This window comes from Phytohabitans houttuyneae (assembly GCF_011764425.1).
Lineage (GTDB): Bacteria > Actinomycetota > Actinomycetes > Mycobacteriales > Micromonosporaceae > Phytohabitans > Phytohabitans houttuyneae.
On record NZ_BLPF01000004.1, the window covers coordinates 1,203,873 to 1,227,617 of the forward strand.

Below are 23,745 nucleotides of genomic sequence, written 5' to 3' on the forward strand. Positions count from 1 at the left end.
CACTCCTCACGGAAAACTATCCGCAACCTACCCGGGAACAGGGCTTCTCCGCTTGCACGGGTAACCTCGCCGGCATGGCGGACTCCTCCACCCAGTCGATCGTCGTCGCCGCGCCGCCCGAGCGGGTCGCGGCCGTCATCTGCGACTTCGCCAGCTACCCCGAGTGGACCGACGCGATGAAGCGGGTCGAGGTGCTCGAGGAGTACGAGGACGGCTACGCCAGCCAGGTGCGGTTTACCCTCGACGCCGGTGTCATCGCGGACGAGTACACCCTGGCATACGAGTACGCCGAGGACATCTCCCGGATCGAGTGGCACCTGGTCGGGCCGTCAAAGATGCAGAAGGTGCAGAACGGGTCGTACGACATCGCCGACAACGGCGACGGTACGACCACCGTCACCTACACCTTGGAGGTGGAGTTGTCGGTGGGCATGCTGGGAATGTTCCGCCGCAAGGCGGAGAAAATGATCATGGATACCGCTTTGAAGCAGCTCAAGCGCCGGGCCGAGGGGGACGCATGAACCCGACCGATCCCGCCTCCGCCCGCCAGGAGGCCGAGCGCCTGGTCGCCACCGTGCTGGCCACGGTCTCATCCGGCGCCATCTTCGGTGCCGTGCCGGCACACGGTCCGGTCGCCACCGGGTCAGCCGAGTGCTGCGTGTGCCCGCTGTGCCGGGTGATCGCCGCGATGCGCGACCCCAACCCCGAGTTCGCCGAGCGGGTGGCGACGGGTGCCGGCGACTTCGCGGCCGGGGTGGCGAGCCTGCTGCGGTCGCTGTCGACGCCACAGCCCTCGGGGCCTCCGGAGGGCGGAGCGAGCGCCCCCGAACCCGCGACGCCGGATTCCGGTTCGCGGGACGATGAGGAGGATGTCTGGCGCGCGGCCACCCGGGCCAGTCATTATCCAGGGCCGTAGTAGGTAGGGCGCTCGACAGAGGGGACACGGCGTTGACGCTGACCATCGGTGTGGACATCGGCGGTACCAAGGTCGCCGCTGGCGTCGTCGACCCGACCGGCGCGGTGCTGGCGCAGACGCGCCGCGACACCCCCGCCGATGATGTGGCCAAGACGCGCGACGTGATCATCGAGGCGGTCGCCGAGCTGGCCGCCGGGCGCGAGATCGAGGCGGTCGGCATCGGCGCCGCCGGCTGGATCGACGCCTCCCGCTCGAACGTGCTCTTCGCGCCGAACATCGCGTGGCGCGACGAGCCCCTCCGCGAGTACGTCAGCGCCGCCACCGGCCTGCCGGTCATCGTCGAAAACGACGCCAACGCGGCCGCCTGGGCGGAGTTCCGCTTCGGCGCGGCCCGGCAGGCCGAGGACTCGATGGTCATGTTCACCATCGGCACCGGCGTGGGCGGCGCGATCGTGCTCGGCGGCGACCTCGTCCGCGGCACCCACGGCGTCGCCGCCGAGCTGGGACACATGCTGTCCGTGCCCGAGGGACACCTGTGCGGCTGCGGGCGGTACGGCTGCCTGGAGCAGTACGCGAGCGGCAACGCGCTGGTCCGCTTCGCGCGCGCCGGGGCCCGCCAGGAGCCGGGCAACGCGCCGGCCCTCCTGGAGCTGGCCGACGGCGACGCCGAGTCGATCACCGGGCCGATGGTGACGGCCGCGGCGATGGATGGCGATGCGGTGTCGCGGCAGGCGTTCGCGCAGATCGGGCACTGGCTCGGCATCGCGCTCGCCGACATGGTGCAGATCCTCGACCCGCAGATGCTCGTCGTGGGCGGTGGCGTGGTGGAGGCAGGCGACCTGCTGCTCGGTCCCGCCGGACGCTCCTATGTGGACTCCCTTGCGCAGCGCGGCCGCGTGCCGGTGGCCGAGCTGAAGGCCGCCGAGATGGGCAACGCGGCCGGCGTGGTCGGTGCGGGAGACCTCGCGCGCCGCCGATAGGGTCGTAGCCGTGAGCGAGCGAGTTGGCGCGGCGGCGTCTGGACGGAGCCGGCCCGCCGACGGAGTCGGGGTTTCGGGCCGGCGGAGGAAGACGTCGCCTTTGGTGCCGCACGAGCGAGCGAACCTGGAGGTGCGGTGGATCTGCGGGTGCTGACGTACAACGTGCACAGCCAGCGGGACGACCAGGACGCGCTCGCCGCGGTGGTCCGGGATGTGGCGCCGGATGTGCTGATCGTGCAGGAGGGGCCGCGCCGCTTCCGCTGGCGCGGCAAGACCGCGGCGCTGGCCCGCTCGTTCGGCATGGTGGTCGCCGCCGGCGGGCTGCCGTCCCTGGGCAACCTGGTGCTGACCACCCTTCGGGTGCGGGTGCACGACGCGTGGTCGATCCGCCTGCCGCACACGCCGGGGCGGCACCTGCGGGGTGCGGCCTTCGCGGAGTGCTCGGTGGGCCCGACGCGGTTCGTGGTGGTCGGCTCCCACCTGTCGAAGTACCCGGACGAGCGGCCGGCGCAAGCGACCGCGCTGCGGGCCGAGACGTCCAAAATAGATTTGCCGGTCGTGCTCGGCGCAGATTTGAATGAGTCATTTTTAGGTGACGCGTGGCGCATTCTCGCCGAGGGAATGACGGACGCCGCGGCCGAGGCCGGTGGCGCCGACAGACCCACGTTTTCCTGCGCAAACCCGCGTGAGCGAATCGACGCGCTCTTCGTGGATCCGCGGGTGACGGTGCTCGGATACGACGTGGTGGACACGCCCGACGCGCTGCGCGCGAGCGATCATTTTCCTGTGGTCGCGCACCTTCACTTCACGTGAATCCCTTGGGGGAGCTGTATTCACGCTCATCGGGGTAACACTCTCCATAGAGATATCTATATGTATCTATGGAGAGTGCCGTGTTGCCCTCGATTCGCGCCGTCCTCACGCCCGCCCCCACCGGTCCGTCCCTGGCCCTTCGGGCCTACCGGGACTTCTACCGTGACCCCGCCTCCCGCCTGGCACTGCTGGTGACGGCGCTGATGATGTGCTACATCGGCGGTCTGGCGATGTTCTGGTTCCACTCCGTCTACCTCGACGAGGGTGGCCCCGCGATCGGGTGGACGGTGCACTGGCTGCTCGACTCGTCGTTCGCCTTCGTCGCGCTGACGCCCGCGCTGGCGCTCATCATGCCGTTCGCGGTGTGGCTCGCGCGTGCCGTGGCGCCGGCGTCCAAGCGCTGGATCCCGTGGCTGTACGCCACCGTGGCCGGTACCGCCTTCGCCATGGTGACCACGCCCGGACCGATCGCGCACGACATGCTCGTCGGCCGTGGCACGTGGGTGGCCGAGCGGGTGACGCAGGCGCTGGGTGACCCCTCCGCCCCGCTGGCGCCGGCCGCCGACTACCCGCCGCTGGCCGCGATGGCCCAGCAGTTGGGCGCGGGCGTGCCGCTCTACGTCGCGCTGATGGCCGCGACGGTCGTGGTGCTCCGCGCCATCCTGCGCCCCGCGCCGGCGCGGGAGGCGGTGGGCGCGGCCGAGGGCTGAGCCCACCACGGGTGACCAGCGGCCCTCAGCGTCGCTGGTCACCCAGCCGGCGGAGCCGGCTTCACGCCTGGGCGTCGGACATGGAGGTCGGGAGGCGGCCGCCACCCTCGAAAGCGACAAGGCCCTCGGGAACCAGCCAGCTCATCACCTCGACAGCGAGGCGGCCGGCACGCACGGACGGGTCCTGCTCATAGAGCGCGCGGGCCTCGTCCGGCGGCACGGTCAGGTACACCACGCCGCGCAGGCGCTCGTCGTCCTGACCGACCAGCGGGCCGGCCGCCAGCACCTTGCCGGCCGCGTGCAGTCCCGCCATGTACGCGAGGTGGGCGTCCTGCAGCGCGTCCGCCTCCTCTTCGGTGAGCTCGGGCGGCTCCGGCGGCCGGACCAGGAGCACCATTGTGTGCTGGTCGAACTTCATGCAGACGCACAATAGTGGCGTTCATACCGCTTAAACACTCTCTCGGGGTGGACAAAGGGGTCGGGCAGCCGAGAGGATTTCGCAGCCGCGATTTCAAGGAGACTCGGTGACCACCTCCACCGACCACGACAGTGCGACCCTTTGGCGGGACGGGCGCCCGGTTTACGACCGGGGTGACACCGTCTGCGTCGTCGGCGCCGGGCCCAGTGGCCTTGTCGCGATAAAAAACCTCAGGGAGCACGGCTTCGGCGTCGACTGCTACGAGCGCGAGACCGGTGTCGGCGGAGGGTGGAATTGGCGCCATGACCGCAGCCCGGTCTACGGGAGCGCGCACCTGATCTCGTCCAAGCCCTTCACGCAGTACCCGGACTTTCCGATGCCGGACGACTGGCCGGACTACCCGCACCACAGCCATGTGCTGTCCTACCTCGAGCGCTACGCCGACCATTTCGACCTGCGCCCGCACATCTGGTTCGGCACCGAGGTCGTCAAGGTCGAGCCGGCCGACGGGATGCGGTGGGACGTGACCACCCGCAGCACGGGGGGATATGGCGCGGAGCGCACCCACAGATACCTGGGGGTGGTCGTCGCCAACGGGCACAACTGGTCGCCCAACCTCCCGGCCTACCAGGGCCTCGACGACTTCAAGGGCCGCGTGATCCACTCCTCGGCGTACAAGGACCCGGCCGAGCTGCGCGGCAAGCGGGTGCTCGTGATCGGCGGCGGCAACACCGGCTGTGACATCGCGGTCGAGGCGGCGCAGCAGGCGTCCCGCTGCTGGCACTCGACACGGCGCGGGTATTGGTACGCGCCGAAGTACGTGCTCGGCCGCCCCGCCGACCAGTTCCACGACGCGATCCTGCGGCTGCGCCTCCCGCTGTGGCTGCGGCAGTGGCTGCTGCAGCGCACGCTCCGGCTGACGGTGGGCGACCTGCGGCGCTTCGGCATGCGGCGCCCCGACCACAAGGTCTTCGAGACCCACCCGATCGTCAACAGCCAGCTGATCTACCACGTCGGCCACGGCGGCATCGCGCCGGTGCCCGACATCGCCCGCTTCCGGCAGTACAGCGTGGAGCTCACCGACGGCACCGAGGTGGAGCCCGACATCGTGGTCGCCGCGACGGGATACCGGCCGCGCTTCGAGTTCCTGGCGCCGGAGACGCTGGCCGCCACGCCCGAGGGACGGCCGAGGCTGCACCTGCACGCCTTCTCGCGGCGGCACCCCACGCTGGCCGTGGCCGGGCTGCTGGAGTCCGACTCGGGCCTGCTCCCGCTCGTGCACTGGCAGACCGTGGCCATCGCGCGGTGGCTGCGACTGCGCGAGGCAGCGCCGCAGCGGGCCGGCGAGTTCTGGGCGAGCACGGTCGCCAAGGCGCCCGAGCGGCGCTTGACCGGCGCAAAGGTCCAGGAGACGCCGCGCCACTGGTTCGAGGTCGGCCACGTGGACTACCTGCGGGCCCTGCAGAAGATGATCGACGGCCTGGCGGGAGCGCGCGCATGAAGCTCATCCGCTTCGACGACTGGGCCAAGCCCGTCCCGCCGGTGCGCCGCGAGATGCGCAGCGCCACGCCGGAGCTCGACGAGGGCAAGCCGCCGGTGCTGTTCGTGCCGGGCTTCGGGCACGGCGCGTGGGCGTTCGCCGAGTTCTGGCTGGAGCACGCGGCCGGCCGCGGCTTCCCCGCGCACGCGGTCAGCCCGCGCGGCCACGGCGCCAGCGGTGCGGCACCCAAGGCAAGCCTCCGGGCGTATGTGCACGACGTCGTGCAGGCCGCCGCCAGCCTGCCCCGCCAGGCCGTGCTGGTCGGTCACGGCGCGGGCGCCCTGGTGGTGGAGCGCGCGCTGGCCCGCTACCCCGCACGCGCCGCGGTGCTGGCCGCGCCGGTGCTGGGCGGCTGGGCCACGTTCGGCACGGCGCTGCGGCGAAACCCGGCGGGCACGCTGCCGGCCATCGTCGGCGGCCGCCTGCGGCTGAGCCGCCGCCAGCTCTTCAGCCGCGCGGTGCCGGACGCGGTGGCCAGGGGATACGTCGACCGCCTCGGCCGCGCCTCGGCCCGCGCCCAGTGGCAGCTGCTGCTGCACCGCGGCCCCGAGCCGGCCGTGGGCGACCCGCCGGTGCTGGTGGTGGGCAGCCCCGACGACCGCGTGGTGCCGGCGTCCGCACTGACAAGAGCTGCCCGCCGCTACGGCGGCGCGCCGCTGATGTTTCCCGGCATGGGCCACGACCTGATGCTCGACGCCCGCTGGCGCGAGCCCATCGACGCGATCCTCGACTGGCTCGAAAAGGGCGGGTCGTAGGCAGCAGATTTGCCCCGGTCCGCGCCAGCTGCGGACCGCACGCTCCCGCGGGCACCGCTCCAGCCGGCGGCTCGCCAGGGCTCCCCGAAACCCCGGCCTCCGCTGCCAGGCCCGGGGGACAAGCCCAACGCCGAGGCTCCTTGATCGGCGCTGCCACGCGGTCCGCGCACATGTGGGTCGGCGTCGGGGCGCGGTGCCTACGCGATGCTCGCGGTGATCCAGGCCGTTGCGATGCGGTCTCACGCTCGCAGCCGGCCGGCCCTCTGCAGATCTTGGTGAGACCCTTCGGGTGGGATCTTCGTGGTCTTCAGTAGATCCGTTTGAACCAGACGCGAGCTACCGCGACGCCCGTGGTGGTCCGGACCGTTGCTCCCGCAGCCTCACCCTCCGCGGTCGCCCAGCTCAACTTGGGAGCCTGCTCCGGCAGATCTTGGCAAGTTAGCGTCGAAATAACGCGCCAACTCACCAAGATCTCGATTGTGGTGCCGCTTGTGCCCGACGGATGGTTGCTGACGGTAGTGAAGGTCTCCACGACGGCGCCGCGCCGTGGAGGGAGACCTTTCGGCTTAAGGGTGGGTGGATCTCCGTGGCCTTCAGTAGATCCGCCCGAGCCGGATGTGAGCTGCCGCGACATCCGTCGTGTCCGGACCGTTGCTCCCGCGGCCGCCTCACCCTCCGCAGTCGGCAAGCCCACACCAACAGCCGCCGCCACGCAGATCTAGGCGACTTACGGCTGCTATGGCGCCCGGTGCCGCCGTTGCCCCGAAAGCTCTCTCCAGATCTCGCGCTGCGAGAGCTCGTTGATGAGCGCTGGCGGTGGCGCTGCGTGGTCCCGCACCCCGACGCCGGACGGGCTCGCGCTGGTCAAGGAGCCCACGCCCGGCCGCGGGTGCGTGGACCGCGCGCGGCGGTCCGGACCACCGCGGGCGTCGACGCGGGGCTTCTAGTCGGCGCGGAGTCGTGCGGCTAGGGAGCCCGTGTGGTCGAGCGCCGTCAGGTACGAGCGGGCCCACGCCTGGATGTCGTGGCCGCGCAGGTGCTCGCGCATCGCGCTCATCCGGGCGTTGACGTCGTCGGGGGAAGCCTCCTTGGCGTGCATCAGCGTCAGCTTCAGGCCGTCGAGGTCGTGGGGGTTGACCAGGTACGCCTGGGTCAGCTCGGCGGCCGCCCCGGCGAACTCGCTCAGCACCAGCGCGCCCGTGTTGTCGACGCGGGCGGCCACGTACTCCTTGGCCACCAGGTTCATGCCGTCGCGCAGTGGGGTGACCACCATGATGTCGGCGGCCCGGTAGAGCGCGACGAGCTCGGCCCGGTCGAAGGGCTGGTTGAGGTAGTGGATGGCGGGCTCGCCCACCCGGCCGAACTCACCGTTGATGCGGCCCACCCGGTGCTCGACCCGGTCGCGGAGCACCTGGTACTGCTCGACGCGCTCGCGGCTCGGCACCACCACCTGCACCATCACCGTGTCGCGGACCTTGATGTGGCCGTCGGCCAGCAGCTCGCTGTACGCCTTCAGCCGGTGCTCGATCCCCTTCGTGTAGTCCATGCGGTCCACGCTGAGGATCATGTGCTGCGGCTCGCCGAGGTCGGCCCGGAACTGTTTCGCGCGCGCGACCACCTCCGGCTGCTCGGCGAGCTGCGCCATCTCGGCCATGTCGATCGAGACGGGGAACGCGCCGATGCGCACCACCCGGTCCTCGACGGCGATGCGGCGGTCGGTGGCCGGCACGTTGAGCACCTTGGCGCAGAGCTGGGCGAAGTTGTGCGCGGCCTGGGCCCGCTGGAAGCCGACCAGGTCGGCGCCGAGCATGCCGAGCAGCAGCTCGGCCCGGCGGGGGAGCTGCATGAACAGCTCCGGCGGCGGAAACGGCACGTGCAGGAAGAACCCGATCAGCAGGTCGGGCCGCAGCTCGCGGAGCATGCCGGGCACGAGCTGGAGGTGGTAGTCCTGCACCCACACGACCGCGCCGGGCTCCGCGATCTCCGCGGCCGCCTCGGCGAAGCGCTGGTTGACCCGCTGGTAGGACTCCCACCAGCGGCGGTGGTAGACGGGCTGCTCGACGGCGTCGTGGTAGAGGGGCCAGAGTGTGGCGTTGGCGAAGCCTTCGTAGTGCTCACGCACGTCGTCGGCGGTGAGGGCCACCGTGTGCATGCGCACTCCGTCGACCTCGGGCAGGCTCGGTGCGGGGCCGGTGCCACCGGCCCAGCCCACCCAGGTCGCGGGGGTGTGGTGAAGGATCGGATGCAGGGCACTGACCAGGCCGCCTGGGCTGCGTCGCCACTCACAGGCGCCATCTGGCGCGACTGTGTCGTCGACGGGCAGGCGGTTGGCCACCACCACGAGGGAAGTCTGCCGCATTCGGCACCTCGCTTCGGCGGGGCGGCGATCGGAAGAGGGCATCGACAACCGCGCGCCATGGTCGGGGGAATTGGCGTGTTAGGAGTATTCCTACTGACGCCAAGTTACACAAGCGTTACGTAACGGAGACAGCGGTAGATGAATTTCTCTGTCTAAGGGCTTGTGCGACGCAAGGTTTTTCAGACGACGGCGCCGTCGTCGGGGTCTTCGTCCTCGTCATCGCCGGATCGGAGGCGCCAGACCAGCGTGACGAAGCCCGCCAGGATCGCGGTGAACCCGAGCAGCGTGGTGATCCCGCGGTCGGCGGGCAGAAGCTCCGGGAAGAGGAAAAGCACGAAGCCGCCGATGATCGCGAGGATGCCGAGCACCGCGTACTTCGAGATCCGGGGGAAGGGCGGCGGCGGTGGCGGCGTGTACCCCTCGTCGTCGTCATCGCCGGGGAGGTCCGCGCCGAAGGTGTCCAGACCGTCCAGAAGGGACGGCTCCTCGTGGCGGCTGCCGAGCGTCACGCCGCTCACGCGGGTGGCGTCGGTGAGCGGCTCGCTCGTGTCGGCCTTGTGCGCCGGAGCCGCCTCCTCGGCGGTCGGCCAAGGGGGCGTGCGGTCGCCCAGGTCGCTGTGGAAGCCGGCCACGATGCGCTGCCACTCCGCCTCGACGTCGACATTCACCTCGCGCGGCTCGGGCTGCGGCGACTCGGCCAGCTTGGCCAGGTGGTCGCGGGCGACGTCGAGGTGGGCACGGTCCACGTACAGCCGGTCGGTCGGTCTGGGCGGGATCGTGGTCGTGCGGGTGACCGGGTTGAGGTCGGCGGAGGGCTGGAGGTAAGCCGCGATGCCGCCGGCCGCCAGCACGTCGAGGAGGTGCTCGCCGACCCGGGGGTCGACGTCGCCGGCCACGGCGTACTCGGTCGCGTCGAGCCCGTTGTCCCGCCGCCCCCGCCGGGCGCCACCCGCTGACACCGCACACACTCCTCGCTGGCGCTCGTGGCGCCGGGTCGGCCTGGCTTGGACGGCCCCACTCGACCGTGCGAGCCGTGCACTGAATCGTGACACGGCGAGGACTGGTTGCGGGAGTGCGTTGTGGCGCGGCGTACCCGCTTCGTAGGCTCATCCCGGACGGGTTCGTGCGTGGAAGGATACGGTTCCGTGCGCGGAGCTCTGCGGGAAGGACGCCTGTGCTGTACTGGTTGCTCAAGTACATCCTGCTGGGGCCATGGCTCAGGTTGATCTGGCGGCCGCAGGTAGAGGGTCGGGACAACGTGCCCGACGACGGGCCGGCCATCATCGCCAGCAACCACCTGTCGTTCTCCGACTCGATCTTCATGCCGCTGATGGTCAAGCGGAAAGTCACCTTTGTCGCCAAAGCTGAGTATTTCACCGGCAAGGGGATCAAGGGTTGGCTGGTGAAGATGTTCTTCGTCGGCACCGGCACGATCCCGGTCGACCGCTCCGGCGGCCGCGCGGCACAGGCCGCGCTGGACACCCAGCTGCGCGTGCTGCGCGAGGGCAACCTGGCCGGCATCTACCCGGAGGGCACCCGCTCGCCGGACGGCCGGCTGTACCGCGGCAAGACCGGCGTGGCGCGTCTGGCGCTGGAGAGCGGCGCCCCGGTCATCCCGGTCGTGATGCTGAACGCCGACGAGATCCAGCCTCCCGGCAAGATCATCCCCAAGATCCAGCGCGTGAAGATTCGCTTCGGCCAGCCGCTCGACTTCAGCCGCTACGCGGGTATGGCGGGTGACCGCTTCGTCGAGCGGGCCATCACCGACGAGATCATGTACGAGCTGATGGAGCTGTCCGGCCGCGAGTACGTGGACATCTACGCCCAAAAGGTCAAGACCCAGCAGGCCAAGGCCGCCGTCGCCCCCACAGACACCGGCGCGGAGCCCCCGCCCGCCCCGGTTGCCGCCTGACCCCGCCGCCCCACACCAGCCGGCGCCCCGCGGTCGGGGCCGGCGCTGAGGCGGACCTGGGAGCTTGCCCCACGCGGAGGGTAAGGCCGCGGGAGCAACGGTCCGGACCACCGCGGACATCGCGGTAGCTCGCTGTCTCGAATTCGATCTTCGGGGTTGTCGTGCTCAGGAGGCGAGGATCGGCGTGTAGTTGCTGTCGGGCGAGGCGCCGTGGGCCAGGCGCAGCAGGCCCGGCGCCTGGTTGCGGTGGGCGAACGCCCGCACCTCCTGTGACACCGCGTCCGCGGCCGGGTGGTCGCCGGCCCGGCGCAGCTCGCCGGCCGCGAGGGCCAGCGCCAGCACCCGGTCGGTCGCGTCCGGGATGCCGCCGTAGATCTCCGCGGCGGCGAGGAACCCGGCCGCGGGCCTCGACGGGGCGGAGACCGTGTGCAGCGCGGCCTCGGCCCACGGGGTGCGGTGCCCGACCTCGCCGAGCGCCGACCGAAGCAGTGCGGCGGCGTCCGGGCCGGTCAGCGCCGCCGCGTAGGCCGCGGCCGCCACCCACTCGCCGCTGGCCAGCGCGGGCACCGGGCGCCACGCGGCCACGAGCTCGTCCAGCAGTGCCGCCGCCTCGCGGGCCCGTCCGGCCAGGGCGCGGCAGAAGGCGCCCAGGCCGAGCGCGGTCCAGTGCGGCCGGTGGAAGCCGCTGCCGCGGGCGGTGTCGACCGCCTCGTCCACGTCGTCGGGGTGCGCCTCGCCGCGGAGCAGGCGCAGGACCGAGCGGACGCCGCGGACCTGCATATCCCACCTGCCGGTCGGCGTGTGCAGGAAGGCGTCGGCGGCGGCGAGCAGGGCGGGGAAGTCGCCGGCGAAGTAGGCGCGCATCGCATCGCCGGAGTACCCGGTCGCGAGCACGCCGGGATCGGTCCCGCCGGCGAGCAGCGTGTCGGAGCCGACCCAGTCGCCCTCCTCGCGCACCGCCCACGCGAGGTTTTGCACGGCGCGGGGGAGGGCGAGCAGGTGGCGCTCGCGGCAGAACCTCGTGACCTCGCGCAGCTCGTCAAGGCCGGCCCGGTCGCCGGCCTGGTAGCGGGCGGCGGCCACCGTGATGCGGGCGTTGGCGATCACCTCGACCGCGCCGAGCCGCTCGGCCATCTCGGCCGCTGCCGTGGCGGCCTGGATGGCCGGCTCGCGCTCGTAGTTGAGCATGTGGAGGCGGCCCAGCTCGGCGTACGCGTCGGCCTTCTGCGCGCTGTCGGGAAGCGCGTCGAAGAGCTCGACGGCCCGGTCGAGGCTGGCCAGCGCGGCGGTGCGGTCGGCGCGCACCCAGGCCGCCTGGCCGAGCAGCGTCCAGGCCCGCGCGGCACCGGCGTGGTCGCCGCCGGTGAAGAGGCGGTCGGCCAGCGAGGTCAGCGACGGCACGTCGAGTGAGCCCTGCCGGTGGAACGAGATCTCCGCCGCCAGCAGCTCGAGGTCGAGCCCGGGGATGCCGGGCAGCGCGAGGGCGCGCTCGGCGTGGGCGGCGGCCGCGTCGAGGGCGTGCAGGGCGTACGCGCGCCGGGCCGCGCGGTGCAGCGCTTCGCGGGCGGCGAGCGCGTAGCGTTCGGCCCGCACACCGAGGGAGTGGGCGACCTCGTGGGCGGCCCACCGGTGGTGGGCCAGGACCTCCGCGAGATCCGTGTCCCGGGTACGGGACAGAGCGTCCAGCCACGCGGCGGTGCGTTCGTGGCGGGCGACCCGCTCGGTGCGGGGGAGCCGCCGGTAGCAGACGTCGCGCACGAGCACGTGGCGGAAGCGGTACTCGGCCTGGCCGGCGATCGTGGACTGGGTCCGCTCGTGGACGAAGTCGCGCTGCTCAAGGCGGCGCAGGCAGCGCTCGACCCACTCGACGGGGCGGCTGAGCGCGGCGGCCACCGCGCCGGGCCAGAGCGACGTGCCGACCACCGAGGCGGCGAGCAGCACCTGCCGGTCGTCGCTGTCGAGCAGGTCGATGCGGTTGGCGATCACGCCATGGACGCTGTCCGGCATGGGCAGCTCGCGCCCGGCGTCGAGTGACCAGCCGCGCCCGGACTGGCGCAGGGCGCCCTGCTCGATCAGCATCCGCACGTACTCGTGTGCGTAGAGCGGGTTGCCGTCGGCGACCTCGACCAGCGGGCCGAGCATGTCGGCGGCGACCGGGCCGCGCCCGAACAGGTGGCTGTAGAGGGCGGCGATCCCGTGGTCGGGCAGCGGCGGGAGCGTGATCGCGAGCGAACTCGTGCCAGCCCAGCCGGGCGCCTGGTCGACGAGCTCGGGGCGGGCGGTGCAGAGGACCATCAGCGGCACGTCGCGGGCCGAGGCCGCGAGCAGCTCCAGGAAGCGCAGCATGTTTTCGCCGGCCCAGTGCAGGTCCTCGAAGACGAGCACGGTGGGGCGGCGCGCGGCGAGCGCGACGAGGAAGCGCCGCCACGCCGACTCCGCCTCCTCCGCCGGCATGCGGTTGCCGTCCAGCCCGACCAGCGGGCGGAGCGCGTCGACAAGCCGCGTGGCCTCGGCGGCCGGCACGAGGTCGGCGACGGCGCTGGACAGGCGCTGCGCGGCGGCGGGCGCCGTGTCGGTGTCGAGGATGCCGCACTCGGCCTTGACGATGTCGGCCAGCGCGGCGAACGCGACGTCGTCGCCGAACGGCGGGCAGTTGCCCACGAGCCAGCAGACGCCTGCCTCGCCGCCGGCGGCGGAGGCGGCCGGGGTGGCGAGGGCGTGCAGCTCGCGTACCAGCCGGGATTTCCCGATGCCCGCGTGACCGAAGAGGGTGACCAGCTGGGGCGCGCGGTCCTGGAGCGCGCGGCGCAGCGCGTTGTCGAGCAGGCGCAGCTCGTGCTCGCGGCCGATCATGGGCGTCGCGTCCGCCGCGCGGTCGGCGCGTGCCGCGCGCAGCGGAGCCTCGGCCAGCCACACCTCCGTCGGTGCCGAGCGGCCGCGCAGGGTGACCGCCGGCCGGGCGGCGAACCTGATCGCGTCGCGGGTCAGCGCGTACGTCGTGCCGCACACCAGCACCCCGCCGGGCGGTGCCACGGACTGCATCCGGGAGGCGGTGTTGACGACGTCGCCGGCCACGATCGCCTGCCCACCGTCGCGGGCGGCGGCCACGTCGACGAGCGCCTCACCGGTCGCCACGCCCACCCGGAAGCGCAGGTCGCCCGCGAACCCGGCGAGCACCCGCTGCAGCTCGAGCCCGGCCCGCACGCACCGCAACGGGTCGCTCTCGGTGGCCACCGGCGCGCCGAAGAGGGCCATCACGGCGTCGCCGATGTACTTCTCGACCACCCCGCCGTACTGCCCGACGACGCGCCGGGCGGCCGAGAAGAAGCCGGTCTGCATGCCGCGGACGAGCTCGGGGTCGCTGCTCTCCACGTACGGCGTGAAGTCGATCAGGTCGACGAACAGCACGCTGATCCGCCGCCGGTCCTCCTGCGGCACCGTGGCCTGCACCGTGCCGACGGCCGCTCCGCACCCCGTGCAGTAGGCCGCGCCCGCCGCGAGCTGCCGCCCACACCGCGCACAGGCCGCGCTCAGCTCCGCGCCGCACCCCGCGCAGAAGCGGTCAGCGGCGGCGGCCGTCCGGGCGCACCGGGGGCATGGGGCGGTGATGCCGTCCTCCAAGAAGGTAGGGGCCCTCCTGTGACGTAGGGCGTGGGTCCCGTACCAAACCGAGTATCGCCGTGCCCCGCCAAGCCCGGAAGCGGGCAGTCGGCCGAATCACCCGGCCAACGGTCAGCGGTCGGCCATGCCCGCACGGCGGCGCAGGGCCGCCACGTCGGTGACCACGATCCGGCGTCCCTCGGTGCGCAGCCAGCCACGGCTGGCGAACGAGCCGATTGCCTGGTTGACGCTCTGCCGCGAGCCGCCGGCCATCTCCGCGAGCTGGCTCTGGTTGAGCTCGATGGTGATCATCGGGGCCTGGCTTTCACCCGCAAGGCGGACGAGCGTCTTGGCGACCCGGCCGGGCAGGTCGAGGAAGACGTGGTCCGCATTCTGCTCGGTGAGCCGGCGGATCAGCGCGCCCAGCGACCGCATGACGGCGTCGAGGATGCGCGGATTGTTGTGCACCAGCTCCATGAAGGCGGGCCGGGACAGCGCCAGCGCGGTGCAGTCCTCGATGGCTTCGGCGGAGGCGGATCGGGTGGAGGCGTCCAGAAGGGACACTTCGCCGAGCACGTCGGGTGGGCGCACGACGGACAGCACGGCGCGCTCGCCGGTCGGGGATGTGCGGAAAACCGCGACGGCGCCGCGTTTCAGCACGATCAGCGAATCGCCGGGGTCACTCTCCACGAACAGGAGTTGACCTTTCCGGTAGGTACGCGGCACGGCCGCGTTGATGACACGCTGTCGCGCCTCGGGCTCGAGACCAGCGAACATCTCGACGCCCGTCAGTGCGTCGCCAGGATCCGGCAGGCGACCTTCCACGGTCCAACCCCTCCCCGGTAAGGACCACATTCCCGTTTCGCCAGCCATCGCGGCAGAAACAGGTCGAACACACAACAATCACCGCCAGTGGCGGAGCTGTCAACACCGATGCTGTCCCGCGTGTCGCGTGCTGTACACCCCTGCGATCACATCGGTGACAGTCAGAGTCTCAGCATACGTGCAGGCTAGAAGACAGATCCGTCGCAGGTGGGGGAACTTACGGGGGCCACGGCGGGTTCGGCGGCGGGGATGAGGGGCTGGCCGGGTAAAAGCGAGGGGGCCTGCAATTACCCGGTCGGCTCGTCGCTGTAGACGGGTGAACCATTGGCCGCTGCGTACTCGTTCGGGGTACAGGGCATGATGGTCCACCGATGGTGTACCGCTATTTTTACGACTGCGAGTTCATCGAGGACGGCCGGCTGGTCGACCTCGTCTCGATCGGTGTCGTCGACGAGTTCGGGCGTGAGTTTTACGCCGTTTCCACGGAATTTGACGACAGCCGGGCCGTCCCGTGGGTACGGCGCAACGTGCTCGACCGCCTCCCTTCGCCGAGTGACCCCGCGTGGCGCTCCCGCGAACGGATCCGGGACGAGCTCTTCGAGTTTCTGATGGAGCCGATTCGTGGCCGCCAGCACGAGCGGATGGAGCTGTGGGCGTGGTACGCGGCGTACGACCACGTCGCGCTCGCCCAGCTCTGGGGCGCAATGCCGGCGCTGCCACGCGAGATACCCCGGTTTACGAAGGATCTTCGGCAGCGGTGGGACGACCGCGGTCGCCCTCCGTTGCCGAATGCCGAAGCCGACCGCCACGACGCGCTGGTGGACGCCCGCCACAACCTGGCGCGGTGGCGGGCAATGGGCTGAACCCGGCCATCTTGGGTTCAGACAGGGCGACTACAGTGCGGTTTTGACGGCCCCGCCGCGGGGTCGGCGACATACTGCCCGAGGAGCACAGCGACGAGGGCGGGCGGAGCCGGCACCGGGCGGAGGCGAGCGGAGCGAGCCAGCGAGCACAGCCCCGGGCCCGGCAACGACGCCGACGGGCCATTTCTCATTCACATTTCCAGGAGGATTGAGGACATCATGCGTATCGGCGTGCTCACCGGCGGCGGTGACTGCCCAGGTCTGAACGCGGTGATCCGAGCTGTGGTGCGCAAGGGCGTAGCCACCTACGGGCACGAGTTCGTGGGCTTCCGGGATGGCTGGCGGGGTCCCCTGGAGGGCCTGACCAAGCCGCTGGGTATCGCGGAGGTGCGGGGCATCCTCCCGCGCGGCGGCACCATCCTCGGCTCCTCCCGCACCAACCCGTTCAAGATCGACGGTGGCGTGGAGAAGATCAAGGAAAACCTCGCCAGCCTCGGCGTCGACGCGCTCGTCGCCATCGGTGGCGAGGACACGCTCGGCGTCGCCACCAAGCTCGACGAGCTGGGCGTCAAGGTCGTCGGCGTGCCGAAGACCATCGACAACGACCTCAACGCGACCGACTACACGTTCGGCTTCGACACCGCGGTCAACATCGCGATGGAGGCGATCGACCGCCTGCACACCACGGCGGAGAGCCACCACCGCACGCTGGTCGTCGAGGTCATGGGCCGCCACGCCGGCTGGATCGCGCTGCACGCGGGCATCGCCGGCGGCGCCAACGTGATCCTGCTGCCCGAGCGGCAGTTCGACGTCGACCAGGTCGCCCAGTACGTGGAGAAGCGCTTCCAGCACCAGTACGCGCCGATCGTGGTCGTCGCCGAGGGCGCCCAGCCGCTCGACGGCCAGATGGTGCTGCACAACCAGGAGCTCGACTCGTTCGGCCACGTGCGGCTGGGCGGCATCGGCCAGTGGCTGGCGGAGCAGCTCGAGGCGAAGACCGGCAAGGAGGCCCGCACCGTCGTGCTCGGCCACATCCAGCGCGGCGGCACGCCCACGGCCTTCGACCGGGTGCTCTCGACCCGCTTCGGCCTGCAGGCCATCGACGCGGTGAACGAGGGCGACTTCGGCAAGATGATGGCCCTGCGCGGCACCGACATCGTGCGGGTGCCGCTCAAGGACGGCACCGGCGAGCTCAAGACCGTGCCGATCGAGCGGTACACCGAGGCCGAGGTCTTCTTCGGCAGCTGAGAGCCCGCGTCCAGCCGGCGCGTCGCCCCGAGGGCGGCGCGCCGGCTCGGTTGCGCGAGGGGGAGGATGAGCCCATGGCAGCCGGAGTACACACGGTCGCGGTGATCGGCGCGGGCAAGATCGGTGAGCTGATGCTCTCGGGCCTGCTGCGCGCGGGCTGGCCGACCGACAAGCTGATCGCGACCACCCGCCGCCCCGCGCGGGCCGAGGAGCTCGCCGAGCGGTACGGCGTACGCATGGTCGACAACCTCACCGCCGTCGCCGAGGCCGAGGTGCTGGCGATCGCGGTCAAGCCGCAGGACGCGGGCGCGCTGCTGGACGAGATCGGCGCCAAGGTTCCGGCCGACAAGCTGGTGATCTCGCTCTGCGCCGGCCTGCCGACCGGCTTTTTCGGTCGGCGGCTGCCCGAGGGCACGCCGGTCGTGCGGGTCATGACCAACACGCCCGCGCTTGTGGACGAGGCGATGACCGCGATCTCGGCGGGTCCGCACGCGACGGCGGCGCACCTGGCGCTGGCGGAGGAGATGTTCAAGCCGCTCGGCGCCACGCTCCGTGTCCCCGAGTCGCAGCAGGACGCGGTCACCGCGCTGTCCGGCTCCGGCCCGGCCTACTTCTACCTGCTCGTCGAAGCCATGATCGACGCAGGCATCCTCCTGGGGCTGCCGCGCCAGGTCGCGCACGAGCTGATCGTGCAGACCGCGATCGGTTCCGCGGTCATGCTCCGCGACTCCGGCGAGCATCCCGTAAAGCTCCGCGAAGCAGTGACTTCACCTGCTGGTACAACGATTTCCGCGATCCGCGAGCTGGAAAACCACGGGGTCCGGGCGGCCCTTCTCGGCGCGCTGGAGGCGGCTCGCGACCGGGCCCGCGAGATCGCGCAGCAGAGCGCCTGACGCGAAGATCAGGAGCGCCTGCCACTCTCGGGTGCTCCTGATTCACTCACGCGTTCATCCCTTCCCGCCCGCTCCCAGCACTCCTAGTGTCATGACAGGGAGTAGTGATAGCGGCACTCAGGGAGGTACGGCCATGCGACGTCTCGCGGTGATCCTCGGTGGTGTGGCGGCGGCCCTCTGGGTGTCCTCACCGGCCTCGGCGTTCGCCCACGACAAGGTCCACAACCCGGTCCTGCACACCGTGCTCGACGTGCTCGTGCTGGCCGTGGTGACGGCGCCCGTCTGGACGGCGTACCTCTGGGGCGGCCGAAGGCGGGGCCTGCTGATGGCCCTCGTGGCAGTCGTCCAAGTGCCGGTGGCGATCATCGCGTTCGTGCCCATCGTGCACCCGCTCGTGCACGCCGTCGCGTTCGTGACCGGGCTCGGCCTGACCGCGGCATCCCTGCTGTACGTCCGCCGGACCGCGCCCGCCGGGGTGCGACCGGCGCGCGCACACCACTAGCCCGCGCTCGGCCCGAGCGCGAGAGGGCGCCCGCTCTTCCCCCGCAGCAGGCGGGCGCCCAGGACTTGAAGAAGTGCACAAACTCAACAGGGACCCGGGCAGCGCCCCGATCAGGACCCGCTGTCGGCCGCGTATGCGGCCGGCGGCGGCCAAGGTCCGAGTCCTCCCAGCCCGCCGACCGCTGGCAGGACAGCATCCGGACCCGGAGCGCGCGCCTCACCCGACGGCGGGCCGGTCATCGGTTCGGTGGGCAGGATGTGCTCGCCGAGCGTGAGGGCGGTGACCCGCCCGCCGTCGTGCACCCTGGACACCGGGGGCAGCCCTGGCGCGGCGGCGCCCATGTTCCGTCGGTCTGGCGTAACGCGTTGTAGCGGCAGTGCTCCTCGCCCACGTAGCCCCAGGCCATCATCAGCTCGGCGCCCCCGTAGCTGTAGACGCCGACGCTGAGCAGGCCCGACTCGGTCGAACAGCGGTGGAAGCTGCCTCGCAGGCCGCGTACGACCACGCCGTCGAGGTCTACATCATCGATTACCTTGTGTAGTCGGTATCCCGACAAATCGGGCAGCAACATGTCTGAATAACGAATGCCCCATACTGTCGGACGTGTTCACTCTGGCCCAGGCCCGTCACCTGCTCGCCACCCTCCGCCCGCGCATCGACGAGCTGATCGTGCTCCGCGCCGACCTCGCCGAGCTGCACGCCGATCTAGCCGACGGCGGCACCAGCCCTCACGGTGGGTTACCCGAGGTCAAGGGCCTAGAAGCGCGCATCTACGGCATCCTCGACGAGCTTGGCGAGCACGACATCCAAGTCAAGGGCTACGCGCCTGTGCTCCTCGACTTCGCCGGCGAGCGCGAGGGCCGGCCGGTGCTGTGGTGCTGGCTGGAGGGCGACCGCGACATCGGGTGGTACCACCGCCTGGAGTGCGGCTTCGCCGGCCGCCGCAAGCTCAACGCTTAGGCCACGCTGGTGCGGTGGCCACTAACTCTCGCCCGGCAGGGCTTGGTTCGCCGGGGAACCCGGCGAACCACAGTGGTCAACCGCGCTAGCCCACCGCGGACTTGGGGATGACATCGGTCGGCTGCGTCACCGCGAACACCACGATGTTGTCGCGGTACGAGTTGCGGACCCGGTCGAAGACGCCGCCGCAGGTGACCAGCCGCAGCTCCGGGCCGGGCGTCGGGCCGTAGACGGCGGCGGTGGGAAACCTGTCCTTCGGGTGCCGGGTCACGCCGGTCACCGTGAACGTCACCGTGTCCCTGCCCCGCTGCACCTCGATCTTGTCGCCGGCCTTCAGCTCGTGCAGCCGGTAGAAGACCGCGGGGCCGGCCTTGGAGTCGACGTGGCCGGCGAGCACGGCCGGGCCGATGTCGCCCGGCGAGGGGCCGCCGCTGTACCAGCCGGCCTTGTCGTACACCGTGGGGGCCTCGAGCTTGCCGGCCTTGTCCAGCCCGAGCCTGACCAGCGGCGAGTCGACGCCGATGCGGGGCAGGCGCACCCGGGTGGGCGGACCCTGCGGCCGGGGCTTCGCCGCGGTCGTGGCCGCGACCGGCGCGGGCGACGGCACCGGCGCCAGCCACGAGGGCGCGGCCGCCATCCGGTGTGGGATGGTGGCCGCGCCGACGATCGCCGCCGCGAGCCCGATGGCGGCCGCGGTGACCAGGACGTACGCGCGCACTAGACCCGCGGTCCGGACCCTTCGCGGGCAAGGGCGGCGCGGCGCCGCAGGGCGAGCAGGCCGACCGCCGCGCAGGCGGCGACCAGCACGCCCACCAGGCCCGTGAACATCAACGGGTACGCCACCGGGCCACCCGCCGAGCCGCCGGCGCCGGTGTCCACACCGCCCGCGGGCACCACGACGCCACCCTTGGCGTCCTCGCGCAGTTCGGTGGTCAGGCCGCCGGACTTGGCGTCGAGCACGATCAGCGAGTACACGCCGCCCTCGGCCATCGTGCACTTGGCGACCGTGGCGTCGCCGCCGGTGGGCTGGAGGCGTACCTGCCAGTCGCCCGGGTTGACCTCGCGGTAGTCGGTGGTGGTCGCGAACTGCACGCCGTTGGCGATCGTGGTGCCGGAGGCGCTGCCGATGTCGAGCACCGGCGCGCGCACCGACGCCTGCACGACCCGCACCTTCGACTTGCCCTCGGCCGGCGCGCTGATGTCGTCTTCGAGGATGCGCAGGCCCAGGTCGGCGTAGCGGCCGACGCCCGCCACCGTGTACGCCTGCCCGGTCGTCACGGTCACGTCGGTCGTGAGCACCGGCGGCGTCGAGGCGGCGGCGCCCTTCTGGCGCATCGACACCGCGTAGCGGCCGGCCGGCAGCGGCAGGTACGCCGACATCACGCCATAGCCCACCGCCTTGAACACCTGGGTCTCGGCGGGCCCGGACAAGTCGTCGAGGTACACGTCGACCTCGGGAGTGTCCGGCGACAGATGCGCCAGCCGCACGTAACCGACGCTCGCCGCGCCCGCAGGTGCGGCGGCGGCGAGGCCGGCACCGGTGCCGAGCAGCAGGGCACCGGCGAGAACAGCGGCGCGTTTAAGAGCACGGAGTGGTGAAGTCACGGCCCCTCCCCAATGTGGTGACTTCCCGCGCCGGCGTAGCCCCCTCGACAGCGCGACTCGTGGGAAAGGATTCGCGACGCCCTAACAGATGGCAAGAGCCTCTTCTGTCATCAATTTGTCATCCGTGCGCACGAAACCAGTCACTCGGGGCGGAACCTCGTACATCGGCTCAGCGGCGGTCCAGTTTCACCGTCCCGATGCCTTCCGCGGCGTCGATGTCGTACCGCGTCTTGGCCTGCGCCCAGCCATTCGGTGTGAACGTGGTGTCGGGCGCCACCTTGGTGCGGTTGAGCCGGTCCAGCGTGACGTTGGTGGCACCCTTGGTGACCTTGACCCGCGTCGGTACCCCCTGCGGCGCGTGCACGAGCAGCTCCTGAAGCCCGCCGCGGAGCCGGATCGGCACGGTGCCGGCCGGCTTCGGCAGGGTCAGCTCCAGTCGGGTGGCGCCGCCGGCCATCTCCAGGCTCGCGAGCCGGCCCTTGCTGAAGTCCACGGTCTGCGTCTTCGCCCCGCCGGTGAACACCAGCCGCCACGGCACCCGCGAGTTGAGCCGGATGTCGACCGCGCTTGCCTCCTCGCCGCGGTTCGACGCCAGCGTCACGGTCGTGCGGTCGCCCCGGATCGTCGCGAGCGGGATCGCGTCGCCGCTCTCCGGCGTGCTGACCTGAAACATGTCCTCACCGAGGTCGGCGCCGCTCACGGTCACCGTCGCGGCGCCGGTGGCCAGCTCGAGCTCGCCCTTGGTGCGCTTGCCGAGCGCCGTCGCGATCGTGTGCGACCCGGGCGTCTCCGGCTCGAAGACCAGCCGGTAGATGGTGCCGGCGGCGACCACCGCGGCCGCGGCCACCACCGCGGTCAGCCCGATCGCGAGCACCATCAGCGGCTTGCGCCGGCGCCGGGGTGGCCGGCCACCCGTGCGCCCCCCACCGGAACGCCCATCGGTAGGCGGACCGCTCGGCCGCGGACCGCGCCGCCGCTTGGCCGGTGGCTCGTCGAGGTCGTCGTCGGGCGTGATGTCGAGGGGCGCGGGCCACGGCTCGGGCGTGGGCGCGTCGCGCGGCTCCAGCTCAGACCAGCCGCCCTCAGGAGCCGCCGCCGGCGCGGCCGGGACCGGGCTGGTCACCCAGTCGGGCCGCGGCTTCTGCTCGGCGTCGCGCCCCCAGCCGACCCGCCGCCCATCCGGCTCGGACCGGTCATCCCAGCCACCGCGCCGGTCGCCGTCCGCCGCGCCATCTCGCGCAGGCCCGCTGTTCCACCCACCGCGGCGGTCGTCCTGCGCGGGCCCGCCGTCCCGCGCCGGGCCGCTGTCCCAGCCCCCGCGGCGGTCGTCCCGTGCCGCGTCGCTGTCCCAGCCGCCGCGTCCGTCGTTTCGCCCGGGCCCGCTGTCCCGCATGGCCTCGCCGTCCCAGCCGCCGCGGCGGTCGTCCCGTGCGGCGCCGCTGTCCCAGTCGCCGCGTCCGTCGTTTCGCCCGGGTCCGCTGTCCCGCGTCGCGTCGCCGTCCCAGCCGGCGCGGCGGTCGTCCTGCGCGGGGCCGCGGTCCCAGCCGCCGCGTCCGTCGTCTCGCCCTGGCCTGTCGTCCCAGGCGCCGCGGCTCCCGTTTCGCCCGGAACCGTCGTCCCAGGCGCCGCGACGGTTGTCCGGCGACCCCTCCGAGTCCCAGGCGTCGCGGCGATCACCCGCCGCCGCCGAGGCGTCCTGGCTGCCGTCCGGTGCGGGGCCGCCGTCCCAGCCGTTGCGCCGGGCGTCCTGGTCGGGCCCGTTGTCCCAGCCGTCGCGGCGGTCCGGCTCCTGAGGGCTGGTCACCCAATCAGGTCGCGCGGCCGGCTCCGGGCTGGTGACCCAGTCCGGGCGCTCCCGACCCGCCGCCGGTGCCTCGTCCCAGCCGCCGCGCCGGGCGGACCCGTCCCGGCCTTCCGGCGGTGGCTCGTCCCAGCGCGGCGCGGATCCGTCCCGGCCCGCCGCCTCGTCCCAGCCGCCGCGCGCGGCGGGGTCGTCCCACTCCGGACGGTCCGCCGCGCGAGGAGAGTCGTCGCGGGGCGGTGTGTCCCGGGGTGTGAACCAGTTTTCCCGCGCCGCCGGAGCCGCCACGGCCACCTCGGCCGGCGCGGGCTGGCCTGCGGTCCAGCCGTCGTCGTCCAGCACACCCTCCGGAGCGGCGGCCCAGGCCGGGTGCGGTCCGGTGCTGCGCGCCGACGCGTCGGGGGCCTCGCTCCACTCCGGCGCCGGCGGCCCGTCGTCGCGAAGGAGCGCCGGCGCCCCCTCGTCGCGGAGGAGTGGCGGGCCCGAGGGCGCCGGCCCGTCGTCGCGGGAGAGTGGCGGGCCGGAGCGCGGCGGCCCAGCGTCGCGGAGGAGTGGCGGTCCGGCGTCGCGGGGAGCCGGCGTGCCGGAGCGGGAGGCGGCCTGGCTCGGCGCCGGGCCGCGAAGGGTCGTGAGCCAGTCTTCGCTGGCCGGCGCCGGCCAGTCTCCTGCGCGCGGCGTCACGTCGCTGGGTGGGGGTGTGTCTTCACGCGGGGGCTTCTCCTGGGTCGCCTTGTTGCGCCGCCACAGCTTGCCGCGGGACGCCTTCGGGGTTTCGGGGGCTTGGGCGGCTTTTCACGCCGGGACTTCTTGCCAGGTCGTGGCTCCTCGACGGCGGGCGTCAGGTCGATCACCGACTCCACCGGAACGAAAGGCTTGGCGCCCCGGTTGGGGTCGTCCTCGTCCAGCCACGACACGGTTCGTTCGCCTGGCTGGGCCGTCATGGGCCGTCCTCCCCTCGACTGGAGCGCGTGCCCGAGCCGCCGCCGTCCGGACCGATCGCTCACCCCTACGTACGTAAGTGAGCCGCCTGCGGTTGAGCCGCGGC

At 72.2% G+C, this 23,745-nt stretch carries 21 protein-coding genes and 1 pseudogene; 13 read left to right on the forward strand and 9 right to left on the reverse strand.

Going from position 1 to position 23,745, the window contains the following annotated elements; all coding sequences use genetic code 11:
- Positions 1-74 precede the first annotated feature (74 nt).
- The 5 genes and pseudogenes from Phou_RS47610 to Phou_RS47630 all read left to right on the forward strand — a co-directional run bounded on the left by Phou_RS47610 (position 75) and on the right by Phou_RS47630 (position 3,419).
- Positions 75-521, forward strand: coding sequence for an SRPBCC family protein (locus Phou_RS47610; RefSeq protein ID WP_173070953.1), 447 nt, complete (start codon positions 75-77; stop codon positions 519-521).
- A pseudogene (locus Phou_RS47615) lies at positions 518-776 on the forward strand (hypothetical protein); the annotation flags it as partial. The gene Phou_RS47610 and the pseudogene Phou_RS47615, both read left to right, overlap by 4 nt.
- A 172-nt stretch (positions 777-948) precedes the next feature.
- On the forward strand, positions 949-1,896 hold the full coding sequence (locus Phou_RS47620) for an ROK family glucokinase (RefSeq protein ID WP_173070955.1): 948 nt from the start codon (positions 949-951) through the stop codon (positions 1,894-1,896).
- A 135-nt stretch (positions 1,897-2,031) separates the two neighbouring features.
- Positions 2,032-2,709: an endonuclease/exonuclease/phosphatase family protein gene (locus Phou_RS47625; protein WP_173070956.1), complete on the forward strand. Its 678-nt coding sequence runs from the start codon at positions 2,032-2,034 to the stop codon at positions 2,707-2,709.
- Positions 2,710-2,789: 80 nt separating this feature from the next.
- Positions 2,790-3,419: a hypothetical protein gene (locus tag Phou_RS47630; protein WP_173070957.1), complete on the forward strand. Its 630-nt coding sequence runs from the start codon at positions 2,790-2,792 to the stop codon at positions 3,417-3,419.
- Positions 3,420-3,480: 61 nt separating this feature from the next.
- Here Phou_RS47630 and Phou_RS47635 read toward each other — a convergent pair whose 3' ends face one another.
- Positions 3,481-3,837, reverse strand: coding sequence for a YciI family protein (locus Phou_RS47635; RefSeq protein ID WP_173070958.1), 357 nt, complete (start codon positions 3,835-3,837; stop codon positions 3,481-3,483).
- A gap of 106 nt (positions 3,838-3,943) precedes the next feature.
- On the opposite strand from Phou_RS47635, the gene Phou_RS47640 reads away from it, so the two are divergent.
- Both Phou_RS47640 and Phou_RS47645 read left to right on the forward strand, forming a co-directional pair.
- Positions 3,944-5,338, forward strand: a complete 1,395-nt coding sequence (locus tag Phou_RS47640) for a flavin-containing monooxygenase (RefSeq protein ID WP_173070959.1) — start codon at positions 3,944-3,946, stop codon at positions 5,336-5,338.
- The gene (locus Phou_RS47645) at positions 5,335-6,132 is read left to right on the forward strand and encodes an alpha/beta hydrolase (protein ID WP_173070960.1); all 798 of its coding nucleotides are present in this window, start codon (positions 5,335-5,337) and stop codon (positions 6,130-6,132) included. The genes Phou_RS47640 and Phou_RS47645 overlap by 4 nt, the downstream gene beginning before the upstream one ends.
- A gap of 943 nt (positions 6,133-7,075) precedes the next feature.
- Here the strand turns inward: Phou_RS47645 and Phou_RS47650 are convergent.
- Together Phou_RS47650 and Phou_RS47655 are read right to left on the reverse strand one after the other, a co-directional pair.
- Entirely contained in the window at positions 7,076-8,491 is a 1,416-nt protein-coding gene (locus Phou_RS47650; RefSeq protein ID WP_173070961.1) for an alpha,alpha-trehalose-phosphate synthase (UDP-forming), read from the reverse strand.
- 179 nt (positions 8,492-8,670) lie between these two features.
- The gene (locus Phou_RS47655) at positions 8,671-9,450 is read right to left on the reverse strand and encodes a DUF308 domain-containing protein (protein WP_173070964.1); all 780 of its coding nucleotides are present in this window, start codon (positions 9,448-9,450) and stop codon (positions 8,671-8,673) included.
- A 215-nt stretch (positions 9,451-9,665) separates the two neighbouring features.
- On the opposite strand from Phou_RS47655, the gene Phou_RS47660 reads away from it, so the two are divergent.
- Positions 9,666-10,403, forward strand: coding sequence for a lysophospholipid acyltransferase family protein (locus tag Phou_RS47660; protein ID WP_173070966.1), 738 nt, complete (start codon positions 9,666-9,668; stop codon positions 10,401-10,403).
- Between the two features lie 165 nt (positions 10,404-10,568).
- Here the strand turns inward: Phou_RS47660 and Phou_RS47665 are convergent, their stop codons facing one another.
- Positions 10,569-14,024: an ATP-binding protein gene (locus tag Phou_RS47665; protein WP_246274726.1), complete on the reverse strand. Its 3,456-nt coding sequence runs from the start codon at positions 14,022-14,024 to the stop codon at positions 10,569-10,571.
- A 111-nt stretch (positions 14,025-14,135) separates the two neighbouring features.
- The gene (locus tag Phou_RS47670; RefSeq protein ID WP_173070968.1) at positions 14,136-14,828 is read right to left on the reverse strand and encodes a Crp/Fnr family transcriptional regulator; all 693 of its coding nucleotides are present in this window, start codon (positions 14,826-14,828) and stop codon (positions 14,136-14,138) included.
- A gap of 371 nt (positions 14,829-15,199) precedes the next feature.
- On the opposite strand from Phou_RS47670, the gene Phou_RS47675 reads away from it, so the two are divergent.
- From Phou_RS47675 to Phou_RS47690, 4 genes are all read left to right on the forward strand, one after another.
- Positions 15,200-15,691, forward strand: a complete 492-nt coding sequence (locus tag Phou_RS47675; protein WP_173070970.1) for a polyadenylate-specific 3'-exoribonuclease AS — start codon at positions 15,200-15,202, stop codon at positions 15,689-15,691.
- A 219-nt stretch (positions 15,692-15,910) separates the two neighbouring features.
- Positions 15,911-16,939, forward strand: coding sequence for a 6-phosphofructokinase (locus tag Phou_RS47680; RefSeq protein WP_173070973.1), 1,029 nt, complete (start codon positions 15,911-15,913; stop codon positions 16,937-16,939).
- A 74-nt stretch (positions 16,940-17,013) separates the two neighbouring features.
- Positions 17,014-17,832 carry a pyrroline-5-carboxylate reductase gene (gene proC, locus Phou_RS47685; protein ID WP_173070975.1) on the forward strand — a complete coding sequence of 273 codons (819 nt, stop codon included), beginning with the start codon at positions 17,014-17,016 and terminating at the stop codon, positions 17,830-17,832.
- 133 nt (positions 17,833-17,965) lie between these two features.
- Positions 17,966-18,334: a hypothetical protein gene (locus tag Phou_RS47690; RefSeq protein WP_173070977.1), complete on the forward strand. Its 369-nt coding sequence runs from the start codon at positions 17,966-17,968 to the stop codon at positions 18,332-18,334.
- Between the two features lie 110 nt (positions 18,335-18,444).
- On the opposite strand, the gene Phou_RS47695 is transcribed toward Phou_RS47690, so the two are convergent.
- The gene (locus Phou_RS47695) at positions 18,445-18,645 is read right to left on the reverse strand and encodes a hypothetical protein (protein ID WP_173070979.1); all 201 of its coding nucleotides are present in this window, start codon (positions 18,643-18,645) and stop codon (positions 18,445-18,447) included.
- Positions 18,646-18,937: 292 nt separating this feature from the next.
- Here Phou_RS47695 and Phou_RS47700 point away from each other — a divergent pair, with 292 nt between their 5' ends.
- A complete protein-coding gene (locus Phou_RS47700) occupies positions 18,938-19,294 on the forward strand; it encodes a DUF2203 domain-containing protein (RefSeq protein ID WP_173070984.1) in 357 nt (118 codons plus the stop codon).
- A gap of 85 nt (positions 19,295-19,379) precedes the next feature.
- Here the strand turns inward: Phou_RS47700 and Phou_RS47705 are convergent, their stop codons facing one another.
- The 3 genes from Phou_RS47705 to Phou_RS47715 all read right to left on the reverse strand — a co-directional run bounded on the left by Phou_RS47705 (position 19,380) and on the right by Phou_RS47715 (position 23,381).
- Positions 19,380-20,012 carry a class F sortase gene (locus tag Phou_RS47705; RefSeq protein WP_246274728.1) on the reverse strand — a complete coding sequence of 211 codons (633 nt, stop codon included), beginning with the start codon at positions 20,010-20,012 and terminating at the stop codon, positions 19,380-19,382.
- Positions 20,012-20,899: a DUF4397 domain-containing protein gene (locus Phou_RS47710; RefSeq protein ID WP_246274730.1), complete on the reverse strand. Its 888-nt coding sequence runs from the start codon at positions 20,897-20,899 to the stop codon at positions 20,012-20,014. The genes Phou_RS47705 and Phou_RS47710 overlap by 1 nt, the downstream gene beginning before the upstream one ends.
- Before the next feature lie 169 nt (positions 20,900-21,068).
- Positions 21,069-23,381 (reverse strand): toast rack family protein, encoded by a 2,313-nt coding sequence (locus tag Phou_RS47715; RefSeq protein ID WP_173070986.1) that lies wholly within the window; start codon positions 23,379-23,381, stop codon positions 21,069-21,071.
- Positions 23,382-23,745: the final 364 nt, after the last annotated feature.